The organism is Pantoea vagans (assembly GCF_004792415.1).
GTDB lineage: Bacteria > Pseudomonadota > Gammaproteobacteria > Enterobacterales > Enterobacteriaceae > Pantoea > Pantoea vagans.
Genome location: NZ_CP038853.1, coordinates 3,887,553 through 3,911,965, shown reverse-complemented (window position 1 = coordinate 3,911,965; position 24,413 = coordinate 3,887,553). Strand labels below are relative to the sequence as shown.

At 55.9% G+C, this 24,413-nt stretch carries 21 protein-coding genes, 2 tRNA genes and 1 rRNA gene; 20 read left to right on the top strand and 4 right to left on the bottom strand.

From position 1 onward, the window contains the following. Nucleotides 1-31 precede the first annotated feature (31 nt). On the bottom strand, nucleotides 32-865 hold the full coding sequence (locus tag EGO56_RS18295) for a dienelactone hydrolase family protein (protein WP_135910449.1): 834 nt from the start codon (nucleotides 863-865) through the stop codon (nucleotides 32-34). Nucleotides 866-1,169: 304 nt separating this feature from the next. Here EGO56_RS18295 and udp point away from each other — a divergent pair, with 304 nt between their 5' ends. The 10 genes from udp (at nucleotide 1,170) to tatD (ending at nucleotide 10,660) form a co-directional block, all read left to right on the top strand. Continuing rightward, nucleotides 1,170-1,931, top strand: a complete 762-nt coding sequence (gene udp, locus EGO56_RS18290) for a uridine phosphorylase (RefSeq protein WP_033734831.1) — start codon at nucleotides 1,170-1,172, stop codon at nucleotides 1,929-1,931. A gap of 92 nt (nucleotides 1,932-2,023) precedes the next feature. Next, nucleotides 2,024-3,292, top strand: a complete 1,269-nt coding sequence (locus EGO56_RS18285) for a tetratricopeptide repeat protein (protein WP_135910448.1) — start codon at nucleotides 2,024-2,026, stop codon at nucleotides 3,290-3,292. A gap of 85 nt (nucleotides 3,293-3,377) precedes the next feature. After that, a complete protein-coding gene (gene rmuC / locus EGO56_RS18280) occupies nucleotides 3,378-4,877 on the top strand; it encodes a DNA recombination protein RmuC (RefSeq protein WP_135910447.1) in 1,500 nt (499 codons plus the stop codon). Between the two features lie 75 nt (nucleotides 4,878-4,952). Then, entirely contained in the window at nucleotides 4,953-5,711 is a 759-nt protein-coding gene (gene ubiE / locus EGO56_RS18275; RefSeq protein ID WP_008926452.1) for a bifunctional demethylmenaquinone methyltransferase/2-methoxy-6-polyprenyl-1,4-benzoquinol methylase UbiE, read from the top strand. A gap of 11 nt (nucleotides 5,712-5,722) precedes the next feature. Beyond that, on the top strand, nucleotides 5,723-6,328 hold the full coding sequence (gene ubiJ, locus EGO56_RS18270) for a ubiquinone biosynthesis protein UbiJ (protein WP_135910446.1): 606 nt from the start codon (nucleotides 5,723-5,725) through the stop codon (nucleotides 6,326-6,328). Continuing rightward, nucleotides 6,325-7,962 carry a ubiquinone biosynthesis regulatory protein kinase UbiB gene (gene ubiB / locus EGO56_RS18265; RefSeq protein ID WP_033734835.1) on the top strand — a complete coding sequence of 546 codons (1,638 nt, stop codon included), beginning with the start codon at nucleotides 6,325-6,327 and terminating at the stop codon, nucleotides 7,960-7,962. The genes ubiJ and ubiB overlap by 4 nt, the downstream gene beginning before the upstream one ends. A gap of 109 nt (nucleotides 7,963-8,071) precedes the next feature. Then, on the top strand, nucleotides 8,072-8,326 hold the full coding sequence (gene tatA, locus EGO56_RS18260; protein WP_009088506.1) for a Sec-independent protein translocase subunit TatA: 255 nt from the start codon (nucleotides 8,072-8,074) through the stop codon (nucleotides 8,324-8,326). Nucleotides 8,327-8,329: 3 nt separating this feature from the next. Continuing rightward, on the top strand, nucleotides 8,330-9,031 hold the full coding sequence (tatB, locus tag EGO56_RS18255) for a Sec-independent protein translocase protein TatB (protein WP_135910445.1): 702 nt from the start codon (nucleotides 8,330-8,332) through the stop codon (nucleotides 9,029-9,031). After that, a complete protein-coding gene (gene tatC / locus EGO56_RS18250) occupies nucleotides 9,031-9,789 on the top strand; it encodes a Sec-independent protein translocase subunit TatC (protein WP_013359715.1) in 759 nt (252 codons plus the stop codon). Before tatB ends, tatC begins: the two co-directional genes overlap by 1 nt. A gap of 88 nt (nucleotides 9,790-9,877) precedes the next feature. Next, the gene (gene tatD, locus EGO56_RS18245) at nucleotides 9,878-10,660 is read left to right on the top strand and encodes a 3'-5' ssDNA/RNA exonuclease TatD (RefSeq protein WP_033734837.1); all 783 of its coding nucleotides are present in this window, start codon (nucleotides 9,878-9,880) and stop codon (nucleotides 10,658-10,660) included. Here the strand turns inward: tatD and rfaH are convergent. After that, entirely contained in the window at nucleotides 10,657-11,145 is a 489-nt protein-coding gene (gene rfaH / locus EGO56_RS18240) for a transcription/translation regulatory transformer protein RfaH (protein ID WP_033734838.1), read from the bottom strand. The two genes, tatD and rfaH, sit on opposite strands and share 4 nt — an antisense overlap. A 206-nt stretch (nucleotides 11,146-11,351) precedes the next feature. Between rfaH and pepE the strand changes: the two genes are divergently transcribed. The 3 genes from pepE (at nucleotide 11,352) to fre (ending at nucleotide 14,385) form a co-directional block, all read left to right on the top strand. Then, nucleotides 11,352-12,077, top strand: coding sequence for a dipeptidase PepE (pepE, locus tag EGO56_RS18235; RefSeq protein WP_135910444.1), 726 nt, complete (start codon nucleotides 11,352-11,354; stop codon nucleotides 12,075-12,077). 80 nt (nucleotides 12,078-12,157) lie between these two features. Beyond that, nucleotides 12,158-13,642 (top strand): 4-hydroxy-3-polyprenylbenzoate decarboxylase, encoded by a 1,485-nt coding sequence (gene ubiD, locus EGO56_RS18230; RefSeq protein WP_010257222.1) that lies wholly within the window; start codon nucleotides 12,158-12,160, stop codon nucleotides 13,640-13,642. A 41-nt stretch (nucleotides 13,643-13,683) separates the two neighbouring features. After that, nucleotides 13,684-14,385, top strand: coding sequence for an NAD(P)H-flavin reductase (fre, locus tag EGO56_RS18225; protein WP_008926461.1), 702 nt, complete (start codon nucleotides 13,684-13,686; stop codon nucleotides 14,383-14,385). A 70-nt stretch (nucleotides 14,386-14,455) separates the two neighbouring features. On the opposite strand, the gene fadA is transcribed toward fre, so the two are convergent. Together fadA and fadB are read right to left on the bottom strand one after the other, a co-directional pair. Beyond that, nucleotides 14,456-15,619 carry an acetyl-CoA C-acyltransferase FadA gene (fadA, locus tag EGO56_RS18220; RefSeq protein ID WP_013359720.1) on the bottom strand — a complete coding sequence of 388 codons (1,164 nt, stop codon included), beginning with the start codon at nucleotides 15,617-15,619 and terminating at the stop codon, nucleotides 14,456-14,458. Between the two features lie 10 nt (nucleotides 15,620-15,629). Next, a complete protein-coding gene (gene fadB / locus EGO56_RS18215) occupies nucleotides 15,630-17,813 on the bottom strand; it encodes a fatty acid oxidation complex subunit alpha FadB (RefSeq protein ID WP_135910443.1) in 2,184 nt (727 codons plus the stop codon). 187 nt (nucleotides 17,814-18,000) lie between these two features. Here fadB and pepQ point away from each other — a divergent pair, with 187 nt between their 5' ends. The 7 genes from pepQ to EGO56_RS18180 all read left to right on the top strand — a co-directional run bounded on the left by pepQ (nucleotide 18,001) and on the right by EGO56_RS18180 (nucleotide 24,305). Beyond that, nucleotides 18,001-19,332, top strand: coding sequence for a Xaa-Pro dipeptidase (gene pepQ / locus EGO56_RS18210; RefSeq protein ID WP_033734842.1), 1,332 nt, complete (start codon nucleotides 18,001-18,003; stop codon nucleotides 19,330-19,332). Next, nucleotides 19,332-19,949, top strand: coding sequence for an IMPACT family protein (locus EGO56_RS18205; protein ID WP_135910442.1), 618 nt, complete (start codon nucleotides 19,332-19,334; stop codon nucleotides 19,947-19,949). The genes pepQ and EGO56_RS18205 overlap by 1 nt, the downstream gene beginning before the upstream one ends. A 32-nt stretch (nucleotides 19,950-19,981) precedes the next feature. Then, nucleotides 19,982-21,433 carry a Trk system potassium transporter TrkH gene (gene trkH / locus EGO56_RS18200; RefSeq protein WP_013359724.1) on the top strand — a complete coding sequence of 484 codons (1,452 nt, stop codon included), beginning with the start codon at nucleotides 19,982-19,984 and terminating at the stop codon, nucleotides 21,431-21,433. Nucleotides 21,434-21,450: 17 nt separating this feature from the next. Further along, the gene (gene hemG, locus EGO56_RS18195) at nucleotides 21,451-21,984 is read left to right on the top strand and encodes a menaquinone-dependent protoporphyrinogen IX dehydrogenase (RefSeq protein ID WP_135910441.1); all 534 of its coding nucleotides are present in this window, start codon (nucleotides 21,451-21,453) and stop codon (nucleotides 21,982-21,984) included. Between the two features lie 410 nt (nucleotides 21,985-22,394). Then, a 16S ribosomal RNA gene (locus EGO56_RS18190) occupies nucleotides 22,395-23,937 on the top strand. A 73-nt stretch (nucleotides 23,938-24,010) separates the two neighbouring features. Continuing rightward, nucleotides 24,011-24,087: transfer RNA gene (locus tag EGO56_RS18185), tRNA-Ile, on the top strand. Between the two features lie 142 nt (nucleotides 24,088-24,229). Next, nucleotides 24,230-24,305: transfer RNA gene (locus EGO56_RS18180), tRNA-Ala, on the top strand. Nucleotides 24,306-24,413: the final 108 nt, after the last annotated feature.

Genomic DNA, 24,413 nt, shown 5'->3' with positions numbered 1-24,413 from the left:
TGAACTAATCTATTGCTGCCAACACGTGATGCTATTTTGATGCAACGCCATACTGCCTGAACCAGGCCAGCATCCGCTGCCAGCCATCATTGGCTGATTCAGCATGATAGCTCGGACGGTAGTCAGCATTAAACGCATGTCCCGCCTCGGGATAGACGATGATCTCGGCGGTCGCATTGGCGGCATGCAGCGCCTGACGCATCTGCTCGACGCTCTCCAGCGGAATGCCGTCATCCTGACCACCATACAAACCTAACACCGGTGCACTCAGATCGACCGCAACATCAATTGGATGCTTCTGCTGCTTCAGCGTTCGCTCGCCGATTAATCGTCCATACCAGGCAACCGCAGCGCGTAGCTGTGGGTTATGCGCGGCGTAGAGCCAGGTAATGCGGCCACCCCAGCAAAAACCGGTGATGCCCATGCGACGGATATCACCGCCATTACGTGCTGCCCAGTTAGCGGCATGATCGAGATCGGCCAGTACCTGCGTATCCGGCACTTTGCTGACCAGTTCGCTGAACAGGGTCGGGATATCGTTATACTCAGTCGGGTCGCCTTCGCGGAAATAGAGCTCAGGCGCAATCGCCAGATAGCCTTCCAGCGCCAGACGGCGACAGATGTCCCGGATGTGTTCATGGACGCCAAAGATCTCCTGCACCACCAGCACCACAGGCAATGGGCCTTCCGCTGAGTGCGGTTTTGCAAAAAATGCCGGCATGTTTTCGCCCTGGCTGGGCACTGAGGTTTCACCTGAGTGAATCGCCGGGCTTTCGGTAATAATGGTGGTAGAGGCGGTGGGCTGCACGGCAGGGGCAAAGCCGCCCGTCGCCGGTTTTTGTGCCATAGTGTCACTGGGTTTCATTATTCTCTCCGTGCAAGCATTTGCGCAATCACGTAACTATAGCCTGGCCGTAAAGCGTCTGCGTCCAGGTGTCGGGTAACAGAATCAGCAGCGAATAATATCATCCACCTCTTTAACACTGCGCCGACCCTGACACAGCCTCGCTAAGGGCTATCCGGAAGAATAAGACGTAATTGTGTGATTAAAATCACATTTTATCTTCCGGGAAATGTAACTTTCATTTTCTTAAGTGAATGTTGTCACATATTTATCGGGCGTGCTGGCGTAGAGTGGCGCGCTACCTTCCCTTAACAGGAGTCTGAAAATGACACAGTCTGACGTTTTCCATCTTGGCCTGACAAAAGCCGATCTGCAGGGCGCGACCCTGGCGATTGTGCCGGGCGACCCGGAGCGTGTGAAGAAAATTGCCGGACTGATGGAAGATGCCACGCATCTCGCCTCACACCGTGAATTTACCTCCTGGCTGGCAAAACTTGATGGTAAGCCGGTCGTGGTCTGCTCAACAGGCATCGGCGGTCCTTCTACATCGATTGCGGTCGAAGAGCTGGCGCAGCTTGGCGTGCGTACCTTCCTGCGTGTCGGTACCACAGGTGCTATCCAGCCACACATCAACGTCGGCGATGTGCTGGTGACCACCGCATCCGTTCGCCTGGACGGAGCAAGCCTGCATTTTGCCCCGATGGAATTCCCGGCTGTCGCTGACTTCGCCTGCACCACTGCACTGGTTGCCGCCGCTGAAGCCTGTGGCGCGAAAACCCACATTGGCATCACCGCCTCTTCTGACACCTTCTATCCGGGCCAGGAGCGCTACGACACCGTTTCAGGCCGCGTCGTCAGTCGTTTCAAAGGATCGATGAAAGAGTGGCAGGAGATGGGCGTTCTCAACTATGAGATGGAATCTGCAACGCTGTTAACCATGTGCGCCAGCCAGGGTCTGCGGGCCGGCATGGTCGCGGGCGTGATTGTGAACCGTACTCAGAAAGAGATTCCGGATGCGGTCACCATGAAGCAGACAGAAAGTGACGCAGTGAAGATTGTGGTCGAAGCGGCGCGTCGTTTATTATAACGCCCGCGTCTGGCAGCAGGTTTTTTGTCCAGACTCAAAACCTGTTGCCGGTAGTTAACGGCGCGTAACATCAGTGAAACCTGAGAGTTTTTATGCGCAATACGATTCCTGTCCGACGTCCTGTTCCTGGCGCTAATCCTGCGGCAATCAATGCCCGGCTGGAACGCAGCGCCGAACGTTTTCGCGCTGCCATGCAGCAGGGTGACCACGCGCTGGCTGCCCGGTGCTGCGAAGAAGTCTTGCGCTCAATGCCCAATCAGATGCAGGTGCTGAGCGACTACGCGCTCTGCCTGCTGCGTCTGGGTCAGTACAATAAATCGTACAAAATCTACCAGAAGATTTATCAGTCACCGCCCGCGGTGCAGGCCACGGCTTCTGAAACCTGGCTGGATGGCTTAACCGAAGTGTGCGGCTGGCTGGGCAAAAAGGAAGAGGTGGCACGTTTTGGTCTGACGTCGCTGATGCGCTCTGATGCGCGTTTCAGTCAGGGACAGCGTGCCGCGTTTCCTGCTCCGCAACCTGAGCCTGTCGATCTCAGCCAGCCACAGCAGAATGTCATCGCCTTCTGCCTGTATGGCGATCAGCCACGCTATTGCGAAACGCTGATTAAAAACGTTGAGGTGGCGCCTGAGTTCTATCCCGGCTGGGTTTGCCGCATCTACCTTGATGACAGCGTGCCGCAGCATGTCTGGCAGCGCCTGGACCAGCCACACGTCCAGCTGGTCGATATGTCTCACGAGAAAACACTGTTTCCGACCCTGTGGCGTTTTCTGGTGCTCGACGATCCGACGGTGAAGCGCTTTATCGTGCGCGATGCCGACTCGCTGCTATCGGAGCGCGAAGCGGCCGCGGTTAACGCCTGGCTGGCGTCGCCTTACTGGTTTCACCATATGCGCGACTACTTCTCTCATACCGAACTGCTGCTGGCGGGAATGTGGGGCGGCTGTCACGGCGTCTTCCAGAACGTAGAGCAGGCGATGCGCGATTTTATTGCGCAGTATCAGGGCAGTGAACGCTTCACCGATCAGTATTTCCTTAAGGTGGCGTTATGGCCGACAGTGCGTGAAAGCCTCCTGAGCCATGATGAGCTGTTCAGTTTTCATCATGCCCAGGCGTGGCCTGACCATGCGCCCGTGCGCTGGCAGACGCCGCATTTCCACGTGGGCAGCAATGCCGGCTTTGCCAGTATGACCGGTAAATCCAGCGCCGCGGAGGGGAGCCGACAGCGCGTCGCGATCACCTCCGGCGAGACAACCTGGCATTATCTGGCGCAGGTCAAAAACGGCGAGTGGCTATTGCCGATGCCATTCTTCCTGATTGATGAGTGGCAGGCTGGAAAGTTGACGGTAGCGGCCCTGTAAGGCGCTGAATGCCGGTAAATTTATCTGGACATTCATACAGTGCGACTCTACCTTTTTCCTCAGCAGCCTGAGTCGCGGGGAAATCATGGATCAGCACATCATTATCAGCGCCTGTCTGGCGCTTGCCGGGTTGGGGATTGGCTGGATGCTGGCACAGTTACGTGCCGGCCATCAGGTCGCCAGTTTTCAGACCGAGCGCCGTCTGCAGGAAGAGGCGCAACAGCGCCAGCAGCAGCAAATCGAACAGCTTCAGCAGCAGACGCAGCAGCGTGAGCAGGAGCTGCGTCAGCTTCATGGCGCGCTGAGCGGTGCCAATGAGCGCCTGCAACAGCTCGATTACTGGCGCAATGAAAGCGAACAGCTTAATCGTGAACTGCGTAATCAGCTGGAGGTGAACAGCGCGCAGGAAGCAGAGCTGCGCGAAGTGACCATCCGCCTTGAAGAGACCCGTTTTGCCGCTGAAGAGAAACAGCGCCTGCTGACCAACAGCGAACAACGCCTCAGCGCCCAGTTTGAAAACCTCGCCAACCGTATTTTCGAAAACAGCGGCCGTCGCGTCGATGAACAGAACCGCCAGAGTCTGGACGGGCTGATTGGTCCGCTGCGTGAACAGCTGGATGGCTTCCGTCGTCAGGTGCATGAAAGCTTTGGCACAGAGGCGCGTGAACGGCACACACTGACTCATGAAATCCGGCAGTTACAGCAGCTGAATGCGCAGATGGCTCAGGAGGCGCTTAACCTGACCAAAGCGCTCAAGGGCGACAATAAAATCCAGGGTAACTGGGGTGAAGTGGTGCTGAGCCGGGTACTGGAAGCCTCCGGGCTGCGTGAAGGCTACGAATATGAAACTCAGGTCAGCATCCAGTCAGAACAGCAGGGCAGGATGCAGCCGGATGTCATTGTGCGTCTGCCGCAGGGCAAAGATGTGGTGGTGGACGCCAAAATGACGCTGGTGGCCTATGAGCGCTACTTCAATGCGGATGATGAGATCGAACGTGAGCAGGCGATCCAGGAACATGTCAGCGCGATGCGAGCGCACATTCGCCTGCTGGGACGAAAAGATTATCAACAATTGCCCGGTTTACGGTCACTCGATTATGTGTTGATGTTCATTCCGGTCGAGCCGGCTTTTTTGCTGGCAATTGACCGTCAGCCTGAGCTGATTGGCGAGGCGCTGCAGCAGAACATCATGCTGGTCAGTCCCACCACGCTGCTGGTGGCGCTGCGTACCATTAACAATCTCTGGCGCTATGAGCATCAGAGCCGCAATGCGCAGCGTATTGCTGACCGGGCCACGCGCCTCTATGACAAGATGCGGCTGTTTGTTGATGACATGAGCGGCATTGGTCACAGCCTGGATAAGGCGCAGAACAGCTATCGTGAGGCGATGAAAAAGCTGGCAGAAGGGCGCGGCAACCTGATTGCGCAGACGGAAGGATTTCGTGCGCTGGGCGTGGAGATCAAACGACCCATCAATCCCCAGCTGGCCGAGCGGGCCATGCCGGAAAACCGGGCGGCTGACGACGCAGATGACGACAGGGATGCGGATGAAAGTGAGAGTCGTGTGAGACGCCTCCACGAATAGTATGGGCGCAGCGTGCCTGACTTCCGTGACTCTGATACACTTCGGGAAGTATTGTTTGTGGAGCAGGTAAAACCGATGGCAGATGAATCACAGCAGGAAACTACCCATTTTGGCTTTCAGACGGTCGCCAAAAGCGAAAAAGCTGACAAAGTCGCGGATGTGTTTCACTCCGTAGCAGCAAAATATGACCTGATGAACGATTTGATGTCGTTTGGCGTCCATCGTATCTGGAAGCGTTTTACCATTGACAGCAGCGGCGTACGTCGCGGTCAGCGCGTGTTAGATCTGGCGGGTGGTACCGGCGATCTCACCGCCAAATTTTCTCGCCTGGTAGGCGAAACCGGTCAGGTTGTCCTGGCGGATATCAACAGCTCCATGCTGAAGATGGGCCGCGAAAAACTGCGCAATCAGGGCGTGGTGGGCAACGTAAGTTACGTCCAGGCCAACGCAGAAGCGCTGCCTTTCCCCGATAACTATTTCGACTGCATCACCATCTCCTTTGGTCTGCGCAACGTCACGGAAAAAGAGAAGGCGCTGGCCTCCATGTTCCGCGTCCTTAAGCCGGGCGGACGCCTGCTGGTGCTGGAGTTCTCTAAGCCTGTTCTGGATCCGCTGAGCAAAGCGTATGACGCTTACTCGTTCCATATTCTGCCGCGCATCGGACAGCTGGTGGCGCAGGATGCAGAGAGCTATCGCTATCTGGCCGAATCGATCCGCATGCATCCCGATCAGGAGACCCTGAAAGCGATGATGAACGATGTCGGTTTTGAAAATACCACTTACTCCAATATGACCGGCGGCATTGTCGCGCTGCATCGTGGATTTAAGTTCTGAGTGAGATGGTAATGAACCTGACGCCCTTGATTACCGCGGGTCTGGAAACGGCGCTGAACCGTATTCTCTATCGCGATCGTGGCCTGAAAGCGGCGCGGCAACGCCTGAATGGCAAAGTGCTGACGCTGCGCCTGAGTGAGTTTTCGCATCCGCTGGTGCTGGTTTTCAGTGAGCAGCAGCTGGATGTATTAGCGGACTGGCAGGATCGCAGTGACTGCACGGTGATCACCTCGCTGAAAACGCTGCCTAAGCTGCGCGATCGCCAGCAGCTGACGCCGCTGATCCGCAGCGGTGAGCTGCAGGTTGAAGGTGACCTGCAGGTGGTGCAGCAGTTCTCCGCGCTGATGGATCTGGCTGAGCTGGATCCGGCCGAATATCTGGCTCCCTGGGTCGGCGATATCGCCGCTCAGGGTATCAGTCAGCGCTCACAACAGGCATTCCGCTTTTTCAAAGGTGAAGTGCAGCGTCGCCAGGATTATCTCGGGCAGGCCATGACCGAAGAGTGGCGTGTTGCGCCTAGCTCGCTGGAGTTAGCCTGGTTTTCTGAGGAGGTCGACGCGATGGAACGTTCGCTTGAGGCGCTTGATGCGCGTCTGGCGCAGCTGGAGGCAAAATGAGTTTTGGAGAGATCCGCCGTTTATATCTGATCATGAAGGTCTTTCTGACCTACGGCCTTGATGAACTGATCCCTCAGACACGCCTCACTTTCCTGTTTCGCCTGTGGCGTCGCTCTGTTTTCTGGATCCCGAATCTGTATAAGCATGAACCGATTGGCGCACGCATGCGCATGGCGATGGAGCAACTTGGGCCGGTCTGGATCAAGTTTGGTCAGATGCTCTCAACCCGTCGCGATCTTTTCCCGCCGCTGATCGCCGATCAACTGGCAATCCTGCAGGACCGCGTTGCGCCGTTCGATGGCGTCAAAGCCAAAGCGCAGATTGAAGCCTCAATGGGCGCGCCGATTGAAACCTGGTTTGATGATTTTGATATCAAGCCACTGGCGTCGGCATCCATTGCGCAGGTACACACCGCCACGCTGAAATCGACCGGTAAGAAAGTGGTCATCAAGGTGATTCGCCCCGATATTTTGCCGGTCATCAGAGCGGACATGAAGCTTATCTATCGGCTGGCACGCTGGGTTCCGCGTCTGCTGCCGGATGGCCGTCGTCTGCGTCCGGTCGAGGTGGTGCGCGATTATGAGAAAACCCTGCTTGATGAACTGAATCTGTTACGCGAAGCCGCCAACGCCATTCAGCTGCGCCGGAACTTTGAAGATAGCCGCATGCTCTATGTGCCGGAAGTCTATTCAGATTACTGCAGCGAAACCATGATGGTGATGGAGCGCATCTACGGCATTCCGATTTCAGACGTAGCGACGCTGGAGCGTCATGGTGTGAACATGAAGCTGCTGGCAGAGCGTGGCGTGCAGGTCTTCTTCACCCAGGTTTTCCGCGACAGCTTCTTCCATGCGGATATGCATCCGGGCAACATTTTTGTCAGCTATGAGCATCCGGAAGATCCGCAATATATCGGTATTGACTGCGGTATCGTGGGTTCGCTGAACAAAGAAGATAAGCGTTATCTGGCGGAAAACTTCATCGCCTTCTTCAACCGTGACTACCGTAAGGTCGCGGAGCTGCACGTTGACTCAGGCTGGGTGCCGCCCGATACCAACGTTGAAGATTTCGAGTTTGCGATCCGTACGGTCTGTGAGCCGATTTTTGAAAAACCGCTGGCTGAGATCTCCTTCGGTCATGTGCTGCTGAATCTGTTTAACACTGCACGTCGCTTTAATATGGAAGTGCAGCCGCAACTGGTATTACTGCAAAAAACGCTGCTCTATGTGGAAGGGATTGGCCGTCAGCTCTATCCGCAGCTCGACCTGTGGAAGACGGCTAAGCCGTTCCTGGAAGACTGGATTAAGGACCAGGTCGGTTTGCCCGCTATTATCCGTGCGGTCAAAGAGAAAGCGCCATTCTGGGCTGAAAAGTTACCTGAGTTGCCAGAACTCTTTTACGACAGCATGCGCCAGCACAAACTCTTACGGCACAGCGTCGATAAGTTAGTGGGCGACATGAACGCGCAACGCGTCCGTCACCATCAGGCGCGATACCTGTTTGGCGTCGGTGCAACGTTGCTGTTAAGTGGAACGGCGGTGCTGCTCACCCGACCGGACTGGGACTTCTTCCCGGCGGTGCTGATGGCAGCGGGAATCGTCTCCTGGTTAATCGGCTGGCGTAAGACAAACTGATTGTCACGTCTGTTTAAAAAAAGGTAATGTCGCTGGTTAAAGCCCGGTTAAAAAGGGCACTCTGTCCTGCATTACCTTATCGTTTTCACAGAATATTAGAGGCTATCTCATGGGCGGTATCAGTATCTGGCAATTGTTAATCATTGCCGTGATTGTTGTTCTTCTGTTCGGTACCAACAAATTACGTAATCTGGGTTCAGATTTAGGTTCTTCGATTCGTGGCTTCAAAAAAGCCATGAGTGACGAGGATGACAAAAAGGATCAGCCGAAAGAGCAGGACGCTGACTTCGCGGCCAAAACACTGGCGGACAAACAGCAAACGTCGGCTAACAAAGAAGAAGCCAAGAACGACAAGCAGGTGTAAACCGTGTTCGATATTGGTTTTAGTGAACTGGTATTGGTGTTCGTTATCGGGCTGATTGTTCTCGGCCCGCAACGTTTACCGGTTGCGGTGAAAACCGTGGTCGGCTGGATCAGGGCGATTCGCTCGCTGGCAGCCAATGTACAACATGAACTGGCGCAGGAGCTCAAGCTGCAGGAATTGCAGGAGAGCCTGAAAAAGGTGGAAGAAGCGGGCCGCGGCACGCTCTCCCCTGAGCTGAAAGAGTCAATGGAAGAGCTGCGTAAAACCGCGGATTCAATGAAACGCTCGGTCAGTCAGAGCATCGACATTGAAAAAGAGGAAGACGAGGCGAACACCATTCATTCGGCTCAGCACAGGCATGTACCTCAGGCGGCTTCTGAGACGGTGCAGGCATCTGAACCTGGCCCGGTTGAGCCTTCGGCAACGCCGGCTAGCGCAGAACATCAGGCCAGTGCCCCGGCACAGGCTCCCGCTGCGGTTTCAGATTCAGGTCCGGCCGTGCAACCTTCTGCGGCACCTTCCGCAGTCGCCACGGCTCCGGCACAGGCTCCATCCGCGGTTTCATCCGCTCCGGCTGTGCAATCCTCTGCCGCACCTGCCGCTGTGGCCAGCGCTCCGGCACAGGCGCCTGCGAGTGATGTTGCCAGACCGGCAGATTCTGCGCGTAATCCCGCAGCCTCCCCTTCTGCAAGTGATGAACGATAATGGCCGTTGAAGATACCCAACCGCTCATCAGTCATCTGATTGAGCTGCGTAAGCGACTACTGAATTGCATTCTCGCTGTATTAGCGATTTTTCTGGTGCTGGTTTACTTCGCCAATGACATCTATCAGCTGGTCGCGGCACCGCTGATCAGCCAGATGCCGGTTGGCTCCAGCATGATCGCGACCGATGTGGCCTCACCGTTTTTCACACCGATTAAGCTGACCATTATTGTGTCAGTGTTTCTTGCGGTGCCGGTGATCCTCTATCAGGTCTGGGCTTTCGTTGCCCCGGCGCTTTACCGGCATGAGCGTAAGCTGGTTATGCCGCTGCTCTTTTCCAGCACCTTCCTGTTCTATTTCGGCGTGGCCTTTGCCTATTTCGTGGTTTTCCCACTGGCATTTGGTTTTTTCACCAAGACCGCACCGATTGGCGTCACCGTCGCAACGGATATCTCTAAGTACCTCGATTTTGTCATGACGCTGTTTATGGCATTTGGCGTGGCGTTCGAAGTGCCGGTAGCGATTGTGTTGCTGTGCTGGACGGGGATCACCAGTCCGGAAGAGTTGAAGAAGAAGCGTCCCTATATTCTGGTGGGTGCCTTCGTGGTCGGGATGTTGCTCACACCGCCGGATGTTTTTTCCCAAACTTTGCTCGCTATTCCGATGTACTGCCTGTTTGAAGTCGGCGTATTCTTTTCCCGGTACTACGTGGGTAAAGGCCGACGCTTACAGGATGAGGAAGAGAACACCGACGCCTGATGCTGACAGCCTTACCCGCACTGGCGGGAAGCGTTCACTCCAAACCGCCCTGATGGGCGGTTTTTGTTTATAAACAGTGGGAAATATTATGTTTGATATCGGTGTAAACCTGACCAGCACGCAATTCGCCTCCGACCGGCAAAAGGTGGTTAAACGCGCGCGTGATGCGGGCGTCACCGGCATGCTTATTACCGGCACTAACGCGCTGGAGAGCCAGCAGGCTCAGCGACTGGCTGAAGCTCAACCCGGCTTCTGCTGGTCTACTGCGGGCGTTCATCCTCACCATGCCAGCGAATGGTCCACGGAAATCGCCAGTACCCTGCGTCGCCTGGCTGAAAAACCGGAAGTGGTAGCCATCGGTGAGTGCGGGCTCGATTTCAACCGCAACCTGTCGGCGCATGAGCAGCAGGAGTACGCGTTTGACGCGCAGCTGGCGCTGGCGGCCGAACTCAACATGCCGGTGTTTCTGCACTGCCGTGAAGCCCATGCCCGTTTCGCTGCGGTACTTGAACCCTGGCTGCCGAAACTGGCTGGTGCGGTGATCCACTGCTTTACCGGCACGCGTGATGAGCTGGAGGCCTGTCTGGCAATGGGATTATCGGTGGGGATTACCGGCTGGGTTTGTGATGAGCGTCGTGGACTGGAGTTGCGCGAGCTGCTGCCGCTGATTCCGGCTGACCGGCTGCTGCTGGAAACGGATGCGCCTTATCTGCTGCCACGCGACATGCGTCCGCGCCCGACCTCACGCCGGAACGAACCCTGCTTTTTACCGCATATTGTTAATCAGGTGGCGACATGGCGGGGCGAGAGTGCTGAGGAACTGGCGACCCGCATCGATCAGAATGCGCGGACGTTGTTCAGACTGGCTTAAATCTTACGGAACTGCTTGTTGTCGACGCTGCGCATCACCTGCTTATTCAGCAGATTCAGCAACAGAATCGAGCGCGTTTCACCATCCGGCTCGGCAAAAATGGCGCGCAGCCCTTCAAACGTCCCTTCGGTGATGACGACTTCATCGCCGCTTTGTGGCGTCTCAGGGTCAAGCAGGATTTGCGGAACGTCGGTTTCCAGCGCTTCGATCACCGCCGATGGCACGGTTGCGGGCGTGGTGCCAAAGCGCACGAAGTGACTGACACCGCGTGTGCTGCTAATCGTCGTGGTGTGAATCGCTTCCGGATCGAATTCGATAAACAGATAATTTGGGAACAGTGGCTCACTCACCGTGGTGCGTTTGCCGCGCACGATTTTTTCCAGAGCGATCATTGGACTGAGGCAATGCACTTCCTGCCGCTCCAGATGCTCCTTCGCGCGCAATAGCTGTCCACGTTTGCAATAGAGTAAGTACCAGGATTCCATAACTGCTCCCATTGAATGGACGCTAAGAATAGCAAACCTGCTGCCAGAGTTATAGCGCAGGGGCAGGGTAAAGCGTCCTGCAGCGAAAATAAACTGAGACTTTTCCTAACATGCCGGATGGCAGTAAAAGCATTGATGGGTAATTGACGTCAGCTATTGCTCTGTATCAGACTCGATGACCATCACATCTGCACAAGGATCCTCTGATGGAACTCTTTCTGTTGAGCAATGGCAAGCTGGCGGATGATGCGCCGCTACTGGGCTATGCGCAGCCACAGCTGCACGCCATGATCGCCCGACGCGCTATCCGGTCGGCGGTACTGATCCCCTACGCAATTATTCGTGGCGACCAGCAGCAACGTGCTGCCGAGCTCAGTGCTTCTCTCGGAATTCAGGTGGAGCGGGTCCAGGCATTCGCTTCGCCAGCTGACGCGATTGCCCAGGCAGAGCTGATTTTAGTCAGCGGTGGCAACACCTGGTTTCTGAATCAGATGCTGCATGAACAGGGTCTGATCGGAGCGATTCAGCGCGCGGTGCGGGAGCGGCAGGTACCCTATGTCGGCTGGAGCGCAGGCTGCAACGTGGCAACGCCCTCAATCCGTACCACTAACGATATGCCGGTACGCAGCAGCGTGGTGTTACCTGCGCTAGGCCTCTTTCCGGTGCAGATCAATCCCCACTATCTGGATGCCAGCGTCAGCGGCCATATGGGCGAAACCCGTGATGAACGTCTGGCGGAGTTCTGTGCCGTTAACCCTGCTGAGTCGGTCATTGCGCTGCGTGAAGGCAGTTTTCTGCACCTGCATGACAACCAGCTGCGTTATCACAGCGTGCGTAACGAAGATTTTAAACTGTTTCGCCACGGCGAGCCGATTCAGGGGTATCACGATGCCCGTGCGTTACAACCGCTGGTTCCCTTTCAGTGCGTATGAGGCGGCCGTATAAACCTCAGCAACTCCGTGTAATCAGACCTATAATGGCCGACTCACTCTGGCCGGAAAGCTAAAGCCGCATGAAATATCACGATTTAAGAGACTTTCTCGCGCTGCTCGAACAGCGCGGTGAGCTAAAGCGCATTACCCAGTCGATCGATCCTGAACTGGAAATGACCGAAATTGCCGACCGCACCCTGCGTGCCGGTGGCCCTGCTCTGCTGTTTGAAAACCCGAAAGGGTACGACATGCCGGTGCTGTGCAATCTGTTCGGCACGCCAAAGCGCGTGGCCATGGGCATGGGCCAGGAGGAAGTCAGCGCACTGCGTGAAGTGGGTAAACTGCTGGCCTTCCTGAAAGAGCCGGAGCCGCCAAAAGGCTTCCGCGATCTGTTCGATAAGATGCCGCAGTTTAAGCAGGTCCTGAACATGCCGACCAAACGTCTGCGCAATGCACCCTGTCAGGAAGAGGTGTTCAGCGGCGATGAAGTCGATCTGACGCGTATTCCGGTGATGAAGTGCTGGCCTGGCGATGCGGCACCGCTGATTACCTGGGGATTGACCGTCACGCGCGGCCCGCATAAAGAGCGGCAGAATCTTGGCATTTATCGACAGCAGGTGATCGGCAAAAACCGTCTGATTATGCGCTGGCTGTCGCACCGTGGCGGCGCGCTCGATTATCTGGAGTGGACGAAAGCGCATCCGGGTGAGCGTTTTCCGGTCTCGGTAGCGCTGGGTGCCGATCCCGCCACCATTCTCGGTGCCGTCACGCCGGTGCCTGATACGCTGTCAGAATATGCGTTTGCCGGGTTGCTGCGCGGCAATAAAACCGAAGTGGTGAAGTGCCTGTCGAACGATCTCGAAGTGCCGGCCAGTGCGGAAATCGTGCTGGAAGGCTATATCGAAGCGGGCGATATGGCGCCAGAAGGACCTTACGGCGATCACACCGGCTACTACAATGAAGTAGATAGCTTCCCGGTGTTTACCGTGACACATATTACGCAGCGCCATAAGCCTATCTATCACTCCACCTACACCGGCCGTCCGCCGGATGAACCTGCGGTGTTAGGTGTGGCGCTGAATGAAGTGCTGGTGCCAATCCTGGTGAAGCAGTTCCCGGAGATTGTGGACTTCTATCTGCCACCGGAAGGTTGCTCATACCGGCTGGCGGTCGTAACGATTAAAAAGCAGTACGCCGGGCATGCGAAACGTGTCATGTTTGGCGTCTGGTCGTTTTTACGGCAGTTCATGTACACCAAATTTGTTATTGTGTGTGACGATGATGTTAATGCGCGTGACTGGAACGACGTGATCTGGGCCATTACCACCCGTATGGATCCGGCCCGCGATACGGTATTAGTGGAAAATACCCCGATTGATTATCTCGATTTCGCCTCGCCCGTTTCCGGGCTGGGGTCGAAAATGGGGATGGATGCGACCAATAAGTGGCCAGGTGAAACGCAGCGTGAATGGGGCACACCCATCGTTAAAGATCCGGCGGTCACCGCGCGCATTGATGCTATCTGGGATGAGCTAGGTATTTTTGATCAGCCGCCACAGCGTTGATGGCGAGCACAACCATAAAGACGACCCGACAGAGGGAACGCATGACAACGTTAAGCTGTAAAGTAACTTCGGTTGAGGCGATTACCGACACGGTCTATCGCGTTCGCCTGATCCCTGAAGCGGAATTCAGTTTTCGCGCGGGACAGTATCTGATGGTAGTGATGGATGAGCGCGACAAGCGTCCGTTCTCGCTGGCCTCAACGCCGATGGAAAAAGATATTATCGAGCTGCATATCGGCGCGTCCGATCTGAACCTCTATGCCATGGCCGTAATGGACCGCATCCGTAACGATCGCCAGATCACGGTTGATATGCCGCACGGCGATGCCTGGCTGCGTGAAGAGAGCACCAAACCGCTGATCCTGATTGCAGGCGGCACCGGTTTCTCCTATGCCCGTTCGATTCTGCTTACCGCACTGGCGGAACAGCCAGAGCGCGATATCGCCATTTACTGGGGCGGACGTGAGCTTAAGCATCTGTACGATATGGATGAGCTGGATGCGCTGGCCGTGAAGCACCCGAACCTGAAGGTGATCCCGGTGGTCGAGCAGCCCGAAGCAGGCTGGCAGGGCCGTTCTGGTACGGTGCTGACCGCAGTGATGCAGGACTTCAGCACGCTGAGTGAGCATGAGATCTACATCGCCGGACGTTTTGAGATGGCGAAGATTGCCCGCGACCGTTTCTGTGCCGAGCGTGGCGCAGTGGAATCACAGATGTATGGCGATGCGTTTGCCTTTATCTGATTCCTGGTAGCAGACAGAAAAAACCCGCCGATCAACGGCGGGTAAATCTGACAAAATAAAACTCAACGTATTAAAGACGCTCGAATACGGTTGCGATCCCCTGGCCCAGTCCGATGCACATGGTGGCAAGGCCAAAACGGGCATCGCGGCGTTCCATGATGTTCAGTAATGTGGTGCTGATGCGTGCGCCGGAACAGCCCAGCGGATGACCTAAAGCAATCGCGCCGCCATTCAGATTGACCTTCTCATCCATCAGTTCCAGCAAACCTAAGTCTTTAATACAGGGTAGGGTCTGCGCGGCAAAGGCTTCGTTCAGCTCAAACACGTCGATATCACTGACGCTCAGTCCCGCCCGTTTCAATGCCAGTTTGCTGGCCGGAACCGGTCCGTAGCCCATGATCGACGGATCACAGCCGACCACTGCCATGCTGCGGATACGTGCACGTGGCGTCAGCCCCAGTTCACGGGCGCGTGATTCACTCATAATCAGCATGGCCGCCGCGCCATCGGACAGGGCCGACGACGTACCCGCTGTGACGGTGCCATTCACCGGATCGAAGGCGGGTTTGAGTGCCGCCAGACCTTCGGCGCTGGTCTCCTCGCGGATCACCTCATCGAAATCATAGCGCTTAAGAATGCCGTCGCTGTCGTGACCATAGGTGGCGACAATTTCCGTTGCGAAGTCCCCGCGCTGGGTGGCCTGCCATGCGCGCTGGTGCGAACGCAGGGCGAACGCATCCTGCTGCTCACGGCTGATATGATGCATACGCGCCAGCATCTCGGCGGTTAAGCCCATCATCCCCGCAGCTTTAGCGACGGTGCGGCCCAGGCCGGGATGAAAGTCGACGCCGTGATTCATCGGCACGTGTCCCATATGCTCCACACCGCCAATCAGGCAGCACTGCGCATCGCCGACCATAATGGCGCGGGCCGCATCGTGCAGCGCCTGCATTGACGAACCACACAGCCGGTTAACGGTCGTGGCCGGCACAGAGTGCGGGATTTCGGCCAGCAGCGCGGCGTTACGCGCGATATTAAATCCCTGTTCCAGCGTCTGCTGTACGCAGCCCCAGACGATATCGTCGAGGGATGCCGGGTTCACCGCCGGGTTGCGGCTCAGGATTTCGCGCATCAGGTGCGCGGAGAGATCTTCAGCGCGCACGTTCCGAAAAGCTCCGCCTTTTGAACGTCCCATTGGCGTGCGCACCGCATCAACAATCACCACATTTTCCATCTTCTTGCCCTCAGGCGCTTTTCAGCGCGGCTTCATCAATCGGTTTGGCGGCGGGATACCAGCTTTCATGCTGATGGGCTTTCTGCACCAGCAGCGCAGGCAGGGCATACAGGCCACCAAGTGCGCTGTAGCGCCGGGCCTGATCGACCACATTGCTGTTGCCCAGGGTATCGAGATAGCGGAAAGCGCCACCACGGAACGGCGGGAAGCCGAGACCATATACCAGTGCCATATCCGCTTCAGCGGGCGAGGCGATAATCTTCTCTTCCAGACAGCGCACCACCTCATTCAGCATCGGCAGCATCATGCGGTTCAGGATCTCTTCATCGCTGAAGACCCGCGCGGGCTGACAGACCTGTTGCAGCAGCGTATCCACTTCAGCATCCGGCACTTTCTTCAGCTTGCCCTTTTTATCCTCTTCCCAGCGCCAGAAGCCTTTGCCATTTTTCTGACCAAAACGACCGGCATCAAACAACAGATCGATCGCATCGCGATAGTCATGCTTCATACGATCCGGGAAACCATCGGCCATGACGCTTTGTGCGTGGTGCGCGGTATCGATGCCCACCACATCCAGCAGCCATGACGGCCCCATCGGCCAGCCGAACTGTTTTTCCATCACTTTATCAATCTGACGGAAATCAGCGCCGTCGCGCAGCAGCAGGCTGAAAGCAGCGAAGTAGGGGAACAGCACCCGGTTCACAAAAAAGCCAGGGCAGTCATTCACCACGATCGGCGTTTTGCCCATTTTGCTGGCCCATGCCACCACTTTACTCAGTGTCGCTTCACTGGTTTTCTCGCCACGAACGACTTCAACCAGCGGCATACGCGGCACCGGATTGAAGAAGTGCATGCCACAGAAATTTTCCGGGCGCTGCAGCGCCTGTGCCAGCTGGGTGATAGGAATGGTTGAGGTATTGGAGGCCAGAATCGCATCCTGACGCAGATGCTGTTCGGTTTCAGCCAGCACTTTGGCCTTGATCAGCGGGTTCTCGACCACGGCTTCCACCACCACATCGGGCTGGTCAAAACCGGCGTAATCCAGGGTGGGCTGAATAGTGGCGATCACACTGGCGAGTTTACTGCCGTCGATTTTGCCGCGCTCCAGCAGCTTATTGAGCAGCTTGCTGGCTTCATTCATCCCCAGCGTTAACGCCTGCGGATTAATGTCTTTCATTCTGACCGGCACGCCTTTCCAGGCAGACTGGTAGCTGATGCCGCCACCCATGATGCCCGCGCCCAGTACCGCTGCCTGAGCCGGTGCGCCGCTTTCGCTGCCGCGCTTTTTCGCCAGGCTTTTAACGTACTGGTCGTTGAGGAAGATGCCGACCAGTGCGCGGGCTTCATCAGACTGCGCCAGCGGCACAAACGCCGCCGTTTCAAGTTTCAGCGCATCATCACGCCCCAGGCTGGCCGCCGCTTCAATGGTTTTTACGGCCATTAGCGGAGCGGGATAGTGTTTACCTGCGGTCTGCAGCACCATCGCTTTCGCAATCGTGAAGCTCATCGCCGCTTCAATCGGGCTGAGTTTCAGCGGTGCCAGTTTCGGTGCCCGGCGCGCGCGCCAGCTGCCATCTGCGGCAGCGGCCTTAAGCATGGTGATCCCCGCCTCGCGAAGTTTCTCACGCGCCACGACCGCATCGACCAGACCGAGTTTCAGGGCGGCATTGCCATCGATATCTTTGCCCGCTGCAATAATTTCCAGCGCGCTGTCGGCACCCAGCAGGCGCGGTAGTCGCACGCTGCCGCCAAATCCGGGCATGATGCCGAGTTTTGTTTCCGGCAGGCCAATACGGGCGTCCGCAGTGGCGATACGCAGATCGGTTGCCAGTACGCATTCGCATCCGCCGCCCAGCGCATAGCCGTCAATGGCGGCCAGGGTTGGCACCGGTAAATCTTCCAGACGGTTGAAGATGCTGTTGGCGTAGCTCAGCCACTGGCTTAGTTTTTCGGTGGGTGCATCAAACAGAGAAAGGAACTCGGTGATATCCGCGCCCACAATAAAAGCAGGTTTAGCGGAGCTCAACAGCAGGCCGCGCAGTTCTGGCTGCTGTTCCAGCACCGCAATCGCCTCGCCCAGACTGGCGACCGTTTGCGTATCGAGCTTATTGACCGAGCCTGTAGCGTCAAAAACCAGCTCGGCGATGCCATCGTCCAGCCAGTGAAGAGTAAGGTTAGCGCCTTGGTAGAGCATGTGCGTCTCCTGAAACCGCGAAAGGTGATCTGGTCATACCAGATGATCGTGAGTGTGGGAGCGATGTTAATTATTTGCAAACTGCTCTTTGCTTATTTGCTAACAAGATCACAGCTGCGCCGACTTCGGCATCTGCACAAGGGGTATGCTAAACTTGCGGCCATTTCGCGACACTGGAGAGACGTCAATGGATTCACTGAAGACCTTGTATCACGCGCATATCGCCACGTTGCAACAACGGGCGCAGCAGGTGCTGGCACGCAATAAACTGGATGCGATGTTGATCCATTCCGGTGAATTGTTGACGGTGTTTCTGGATGACCACACCTATCCGTTTAAGGTGAATCCGCAGTTCAAGGCTTGGGTGCCGGTAACGCAGGTCCCCAACTGCTGGCTTTGGATTGACGGGGTGAACAAACCGAAACTGTGGTTCTACTCTCCGGTAGATTACTGGCACAACGTTGAACCGCTGCCGGATAGCTTCTGGACCGGGGATGTTGAGGTTATCGGCCTGAAAAATGCCGATGAGATTGCGCAACTGCTGCCTGCACAGCGCGATAACGTCGCCTATATCGGCCCGGTTAACGCACGTGCGGCTCAGCTCGGTATCACTTCCGGCAATATCAATCCGAAAGCGGTGATCGACTTCCTGCATTTCCATCGCAGCATCAAAACAGATTATGAACTTGCCTGCCTGCGCCAGGCGCAGAAACTGGCGGTTGCGGGTCATCGCGCAGCGAAAGAGGCATTCTCTGCAGGCTTAAGCGAGTTCGATATCAACCAGGCCTATCTGACCGCAACCGGGCATCGCGATACTGATGTGCCTTACGGCAATATCATCGCGCTTAATGAACACGCTGCGGTGCTGCACTACACCCGGCTGGATCATCAGCCACCGGCGAAACGCCACAGCTTTTTGATTGATGCCGGTGCTGAGTATCTTGGCTATGCCGCCGATTTAACCCGCAGCTATGCGGCGCAGAGCAGTTCGCTCTATGCCAGAATGGTTGAGGCGATGAATGCGGAAGAGCTGGCGCTGATCGCTACGCTGAAAGCGGGCGTGCGCTACACCGATTATCATCTTCAGATGCACCAGCGTATTGCGAAGATGTTGCTGAAGTTTGAGCTGGTGCAGGGGATTAGCGAAGAAGCGCTGGTGGCTGAAGATCTGACCGGTCCGTTTATGCCACATGGTCTGGGACATCCGCTGGGTCTGCAGGTGCATGACGTGGCTGGCTTTATGCAGGATGATCAGGGCACCCATCTGGCCGCGCCCGCGCAATATCCTTATCTTCGCTGCACCCGCGTGCTGCAACCGGGCATGGTCTTAACCATCGAGCCGGGCTTCTATATTATTGACTCATTACTGGCACCGCTGCGTGCAGGCCGTTTCAGTCAGCACTTTAACTGGCAGGCTATCGATGCGCTTCGGCCTTATGGCGGGATTCGTATCGAGGACAACGTGGTGATCCATGCGCATCGCGTTGAGAATATGACCCGCGATCTGCATCTGGCCTGATGGACGCTTTTGATATTCCGGCTGTGCCAGTCAGCAGTAGTGAGGAGACGATCAAAAAGAGTCGCTTCATTACGCTACTGGCACACACCGAAGGCGCTGAGGCGGCGCGGGCATTTGTCCAGCAGGTGAAAAGCGAGCATCCCGCTGCCCGGCATCACTGCTGGGCGTGGGTCGCGGGCGCACCGAATGATTCCCAGCAGCTTGGCTTCTCTGATGATGGGGAACCCTCGGGCACGGCCGGCAAACCGATGCTTGCGCAGCTGATGGGCGCAGATATTGGCGAGATTACCGCCGTCGTCGTGCGTTATTACGGCGGCATCATGCTGGGAACCGGCGGCTTAGTAAAAGCCTATGGCGGTGGGGTCCAGCAGGGACTTAAGCTGCTGCCACGGCAGCGCAAAGTACCGATGAAGCTGTTCACCTTGCAATGCGACTATCCACAGCTCAGCGATATTGAACGGCTGGTTCAGCGTTTCGACGGTAGGGTGACCGACAGTCAGTTTCAGGATCGCATTGCATTGACGCTGGCTGTACCTTACGGACAAATCGACGGATTCAAAAAAAATCTGTCAGACTTTAGTCGGGGCGCGTTATCGCTGATCCCGCTCACACCCTGATGTTCATCTCTATTATTTAAAGGAACGGCTGAATGCACTTTCGCGCCATTACCCGCATAGTCGGTCTGCTGGTGATCCTCTTTTCAGTGACGATGATTTTGCCCGGTCTGGTCGCCCTCATTTATCGCGATGGGGCGGGGCGGGCGTTTAGCCAGACCTTTATGATGGCGCTGGTGATTGGCTCGCTGCTGTGGTGGCCGAATCGTAAAAAGAAAACCGAACTCAAACCGCGCGAAGGGTTCCTGATCGTCGTCCTGTTCTGGACGGTGCTGGGCAGCGTAGGGGCCATGCCCTTTATCTTTGCCGAGCAGCCGCATCTTTCGGTGACGGATGCATTCTTTGAATCGTTCTCGGGCCTGACGACGACGGGTGCCACCACGCTGGTGGGGCTGGATTCTCTGCCTAAGGCGATCCTCTTCTATCGGCAGATGCTCCAGTGGCTGGGCGGTATGGGGATCATCGTGTTAGCGGTGGCGATACTGCCGATTCTGGGCGTCGGGGGCATGCAGCTCTATCGCGCTGAAATGCCGGGTCCGTTAAAAGATAACAAGATGCGGCCACGAATCGCCGAGACAGCCAAGACACTCTGGCTGATCTACGTCCTGCTGACGGTGGCCTGTGCACTGGCGCTGTGGCTGGCGGGCATGCCGGCGTTTGATGCTATCGGTCACAGCTTCTCAACCATCGCCATTGGCGGCTTTTCTACTCACGATGCCAGCATCGGCTATTTTCATAGTGGTACCATCAATACCATCGTGGCGGTGTTTCTGCTGATCTCAGGCTGTAATTACGGCCTGCACTTTGCCATGTTAAGCGGACGTAATTTGCGCGTGTACTGGCGCGACCCGGAATTCCGCATGTTCATTGGCGTTCAGCTGACGCTGGTGTTGATCTGCACGCTGGTGCTCTGGTTCCACAATGTCTATGCCAGCGGCTGGCAGACGCTGAATCAGGCCTTTTTCCAGGTGGTTTCCATGGCGACGACGGCGGGATTCACGACCGACAGCATCGCACGCTGGCCATTGTTCCTGCCGGTGCTTCTGTTGTGCTCCGCCTTTATTGGCGGCTGTGCCGGTTCAACCGGCGGTGGCCTGAAGGTGATTCGCATCCTGCTGTTATGCAAGCAGGGTAACCGTGAGCTTAAGCGTCTGGTTCACCCGAATGCGGTCTACACCATTAAGCTGGGTAATCGGGCGCTTCCGGAACGTATCCTTGAAGCCGTCTGGGGATTCTTCTCGGCCTATGCACTGGTGTTCCTGGTTAGCATGCTGGCAATCATCGCCACCGGTGTCGATGACTTCTCGGCTTTTGCTGCGGTTGCCGCGACGCTCAACAACCTCGGGCCGGGTTTAGGGGTTGTGGCCGATAACTTCACTTCAATGAATGACGTGGCGAAATGGATTCTTATTTCTACCATGCTGTTCGGGCGTCTCGAGGTATTTACCTTGCTGGTGCTGTTCACGCCTACTTTCTGGCGCGAATAATTAATAAGGATGCTGACATGAAAGCGCTGATTCTCTATTCCACTCGCGACGGACAAACAAAGAAGATTGCCTCTTCTATTGCTGAGGTGATCCGTCAGCAGCAGCCATGTGATGTGCTGGACATTCAGGATGTCGCTCTGCCTGACTGGGCGCAGTATGATCGCGTGCTGATTGGCGCCTCGATCCGCTACGGCCATTTCCAGCCGGTCGTCGATAAGTTCGTTAAGCAGCACCTCAGGGAATTGCAGCAGCGTACCAGCGGTTTCTTTTCGGTGAACCTGACGGCGCGGAAACCGGAGAAGCGTTCGCCTGAAACTAACGCCTATACGCAAAAGTTTCTGGCTAACTCTCCGTGGCAACCCAATTGCTGTGCCGTGTTCGCGGGCGCACTTTATTATCCGCGCTATCGCTGGTTCGATCGCGTCATGATACAGCTGATTATGCGTATGACCGGTGGCGAGACAGATTCAACGAAAGAAGTGGAATACACGGACTGGCAGCAGGTTCGCACTTTTGCCAATGATTTTGCACAGTTACCAGGCAAATCGTAGCGAATTAGCGCGATTTGATGAAAATTACTGCGAACGATAATCTTTTCGTAATAAACACTTGTCAGCCCGCGCGAACTCCCTATAATGCGCCTCCATCGACACGGAACACCGGCAACGGGAAACGGGTCGGGAGGCACAGGAGACTGCGCCGCCGGAGAAAAACTTCTGAGAAAGAGGTTGACTCTGCAGGAGGAAAGCGTAATATACGCCACCTCGCGACAGGACGCTAACGCACTGTTCGCACTGCTCTTTAACAATTTATCAGACAATCTGTGTGGGCACTCGCAGGATTGATATCAGCGTCTCAGGACGCAACAAAATATCAAAGCCTCACGAGTGAACACATAATGAAATTCATTATGACGTTTTACAGATGAGCACCGCTTAACTTGTTTAAGCAAATCAAACTTAAATTGAAGAGTTTGATCATGGCTCAGATTGAACGCTGGCGGCAGGCCTAACACATGCAAGTCGGACGGTAGCACAGAGGAGCTTGCTCCTTGGGTGACGAGTGGCGGACGGGTGAGTAATGTCTGGGGATCTGCCCGATAGAGGGGGATAACCACTGGAAACGGTGGCTAATACCGCATAACGTCGCAAGACCAAAGAGGGGGACCTTCGGGCCTCTCACTATCGGATGAACCCAGATGGGATTAGCTAGTAGGCGGGGTAATGGCCCACCTAGGCGACGATCCTAGCTGGTCTGAGAGGATGACCAGCCACACTGGAACTGAGACACGGTCCAGACTCCTACGGGAGGCAGCAGTGGGGAATATTGCACAATGGGCGCAAGCCTGATGCAGCCATGCCGCGTGTATGAAGAAGGCCTTCGGGTTGTAAAGTACTTTCAGCGGGGAGGAAGGCGATGTGGTTAATAACCGCGTCGATTGACGTTACCCGCAGAAGAAGCACCGGCTAACTCCGTGCCAGCAGCCGCGGTAATACGGAGGGTGCAAGCGTTAATCGGAATTACTGGGCGTAAAGCGCACGCAGGCGGTCTGTTAAGTCAGATGTGAAATCCCCGGGCTTAACCTGGGAACTGCATTTGAAACTGGCAGGCTTGAGTCTTGTAGAGGGGGGGTAGAATTCCAGGTGTAGCGGTGAAATGCGTAGAGATCTGGAGGAATACCGGTGGCGAAGGCGGCCCCCTGGACAAAGACTGACGCTCAGGTGCGAAAGCGTGGGGAGCAAACAGGATTAGATACCCTGGTAGTCCACGCCGTAAACGATGTCGACTTGGAGGTTGTTCCCCTGAGGAGTGGCTTCCGGAGCTAACGCGTTAAGTCGACCGCCTGGGGAGTACGGCCGCAAGGTTAAAACTCAAATGAATTGACGGGGGGCCCGCACAAGCGGTGGAGCATGTGGTTTAATTCGATGCAACGCGAAGAACCTTACCTACTCTTGACATCCACGGAATTTGGCAGAGATGCCTTAGTGCCTTCGGGAACCGTGAGACAGGTGCTGCATGGCTGTCGTCAGCTCGTGTTGTGAAATGTTGGGTTAAGTCCCGCAACGAGCGCAACCCTTATCCTTTGTTGCCAGCGATTCGGTCGGGAACTCAAAGGAGACTGCCGGTGATAAACCGGAGGAAGGTGGGGATGACGTCAAGTCATCATGGCCCTTACGAGTAGGGCTACACACGTGCTACAATGGCGCATACAAAGAGAAGCGACCTCGCGAGAGCAAGCGGACCTCACAAAGTGCGTCGTAGTCCGGATCGGAGTCTGCAACTCGACTCCGTGAAGTCGGAATCGCTAGTAATCGTGGATCAGAATGCCACGGTGAATACGTTCCCGGGCCTTGTACACACCGCCCGTCACACCATGGGAGTGGGTTGCAAAAGAAGTAGGTAGCTTAACCTTCGGGAGGGCGCTTACCACTTTGTGATTCATGACTGGGGTGAAGTCGTAACAAGGTAACCGTAGGGGAACCTGCGGTTGGATCACCTCCTTACCTGAAGATACCTTCCCGCGCAGTGTCCACACAGATTGTCTGATAAAAAGTAACGAGCAGAAAAAACCTCTACAGGCTTGTAGCTCAGGTGGTTAGAGCGCACCCCTGATAAGGGTGAGGTCGGTGGTTCAAGTCCACTCAGGCCTACCAAATTCGCACTCACGCTGCGTTATGTCTCCGGCTCGCATAGTTCACTATGCTTCGCGAAGACATGCCTTGCCTGAGCACGAATTGCATTTCTCACGAAGTGTACTCGGTTGAGTGGTAGTAGTGGTCTCTGCAGTAACTGTATGGGGCTATAGCTCAGCTGGGAGAGCGCCTGCCTTGCACGCAGGAGGTCAGCGGTTCGATCCCGCTTAGCTCCACCATACCGTTTTAACTGTTTTTTCTGAATACTTCAGAGCGTACCGGCAACGGTGTGCTGCGAAGTATTATGCTCTTTAACAATCCGGAACAAGCTGAAAATTGAAACGACG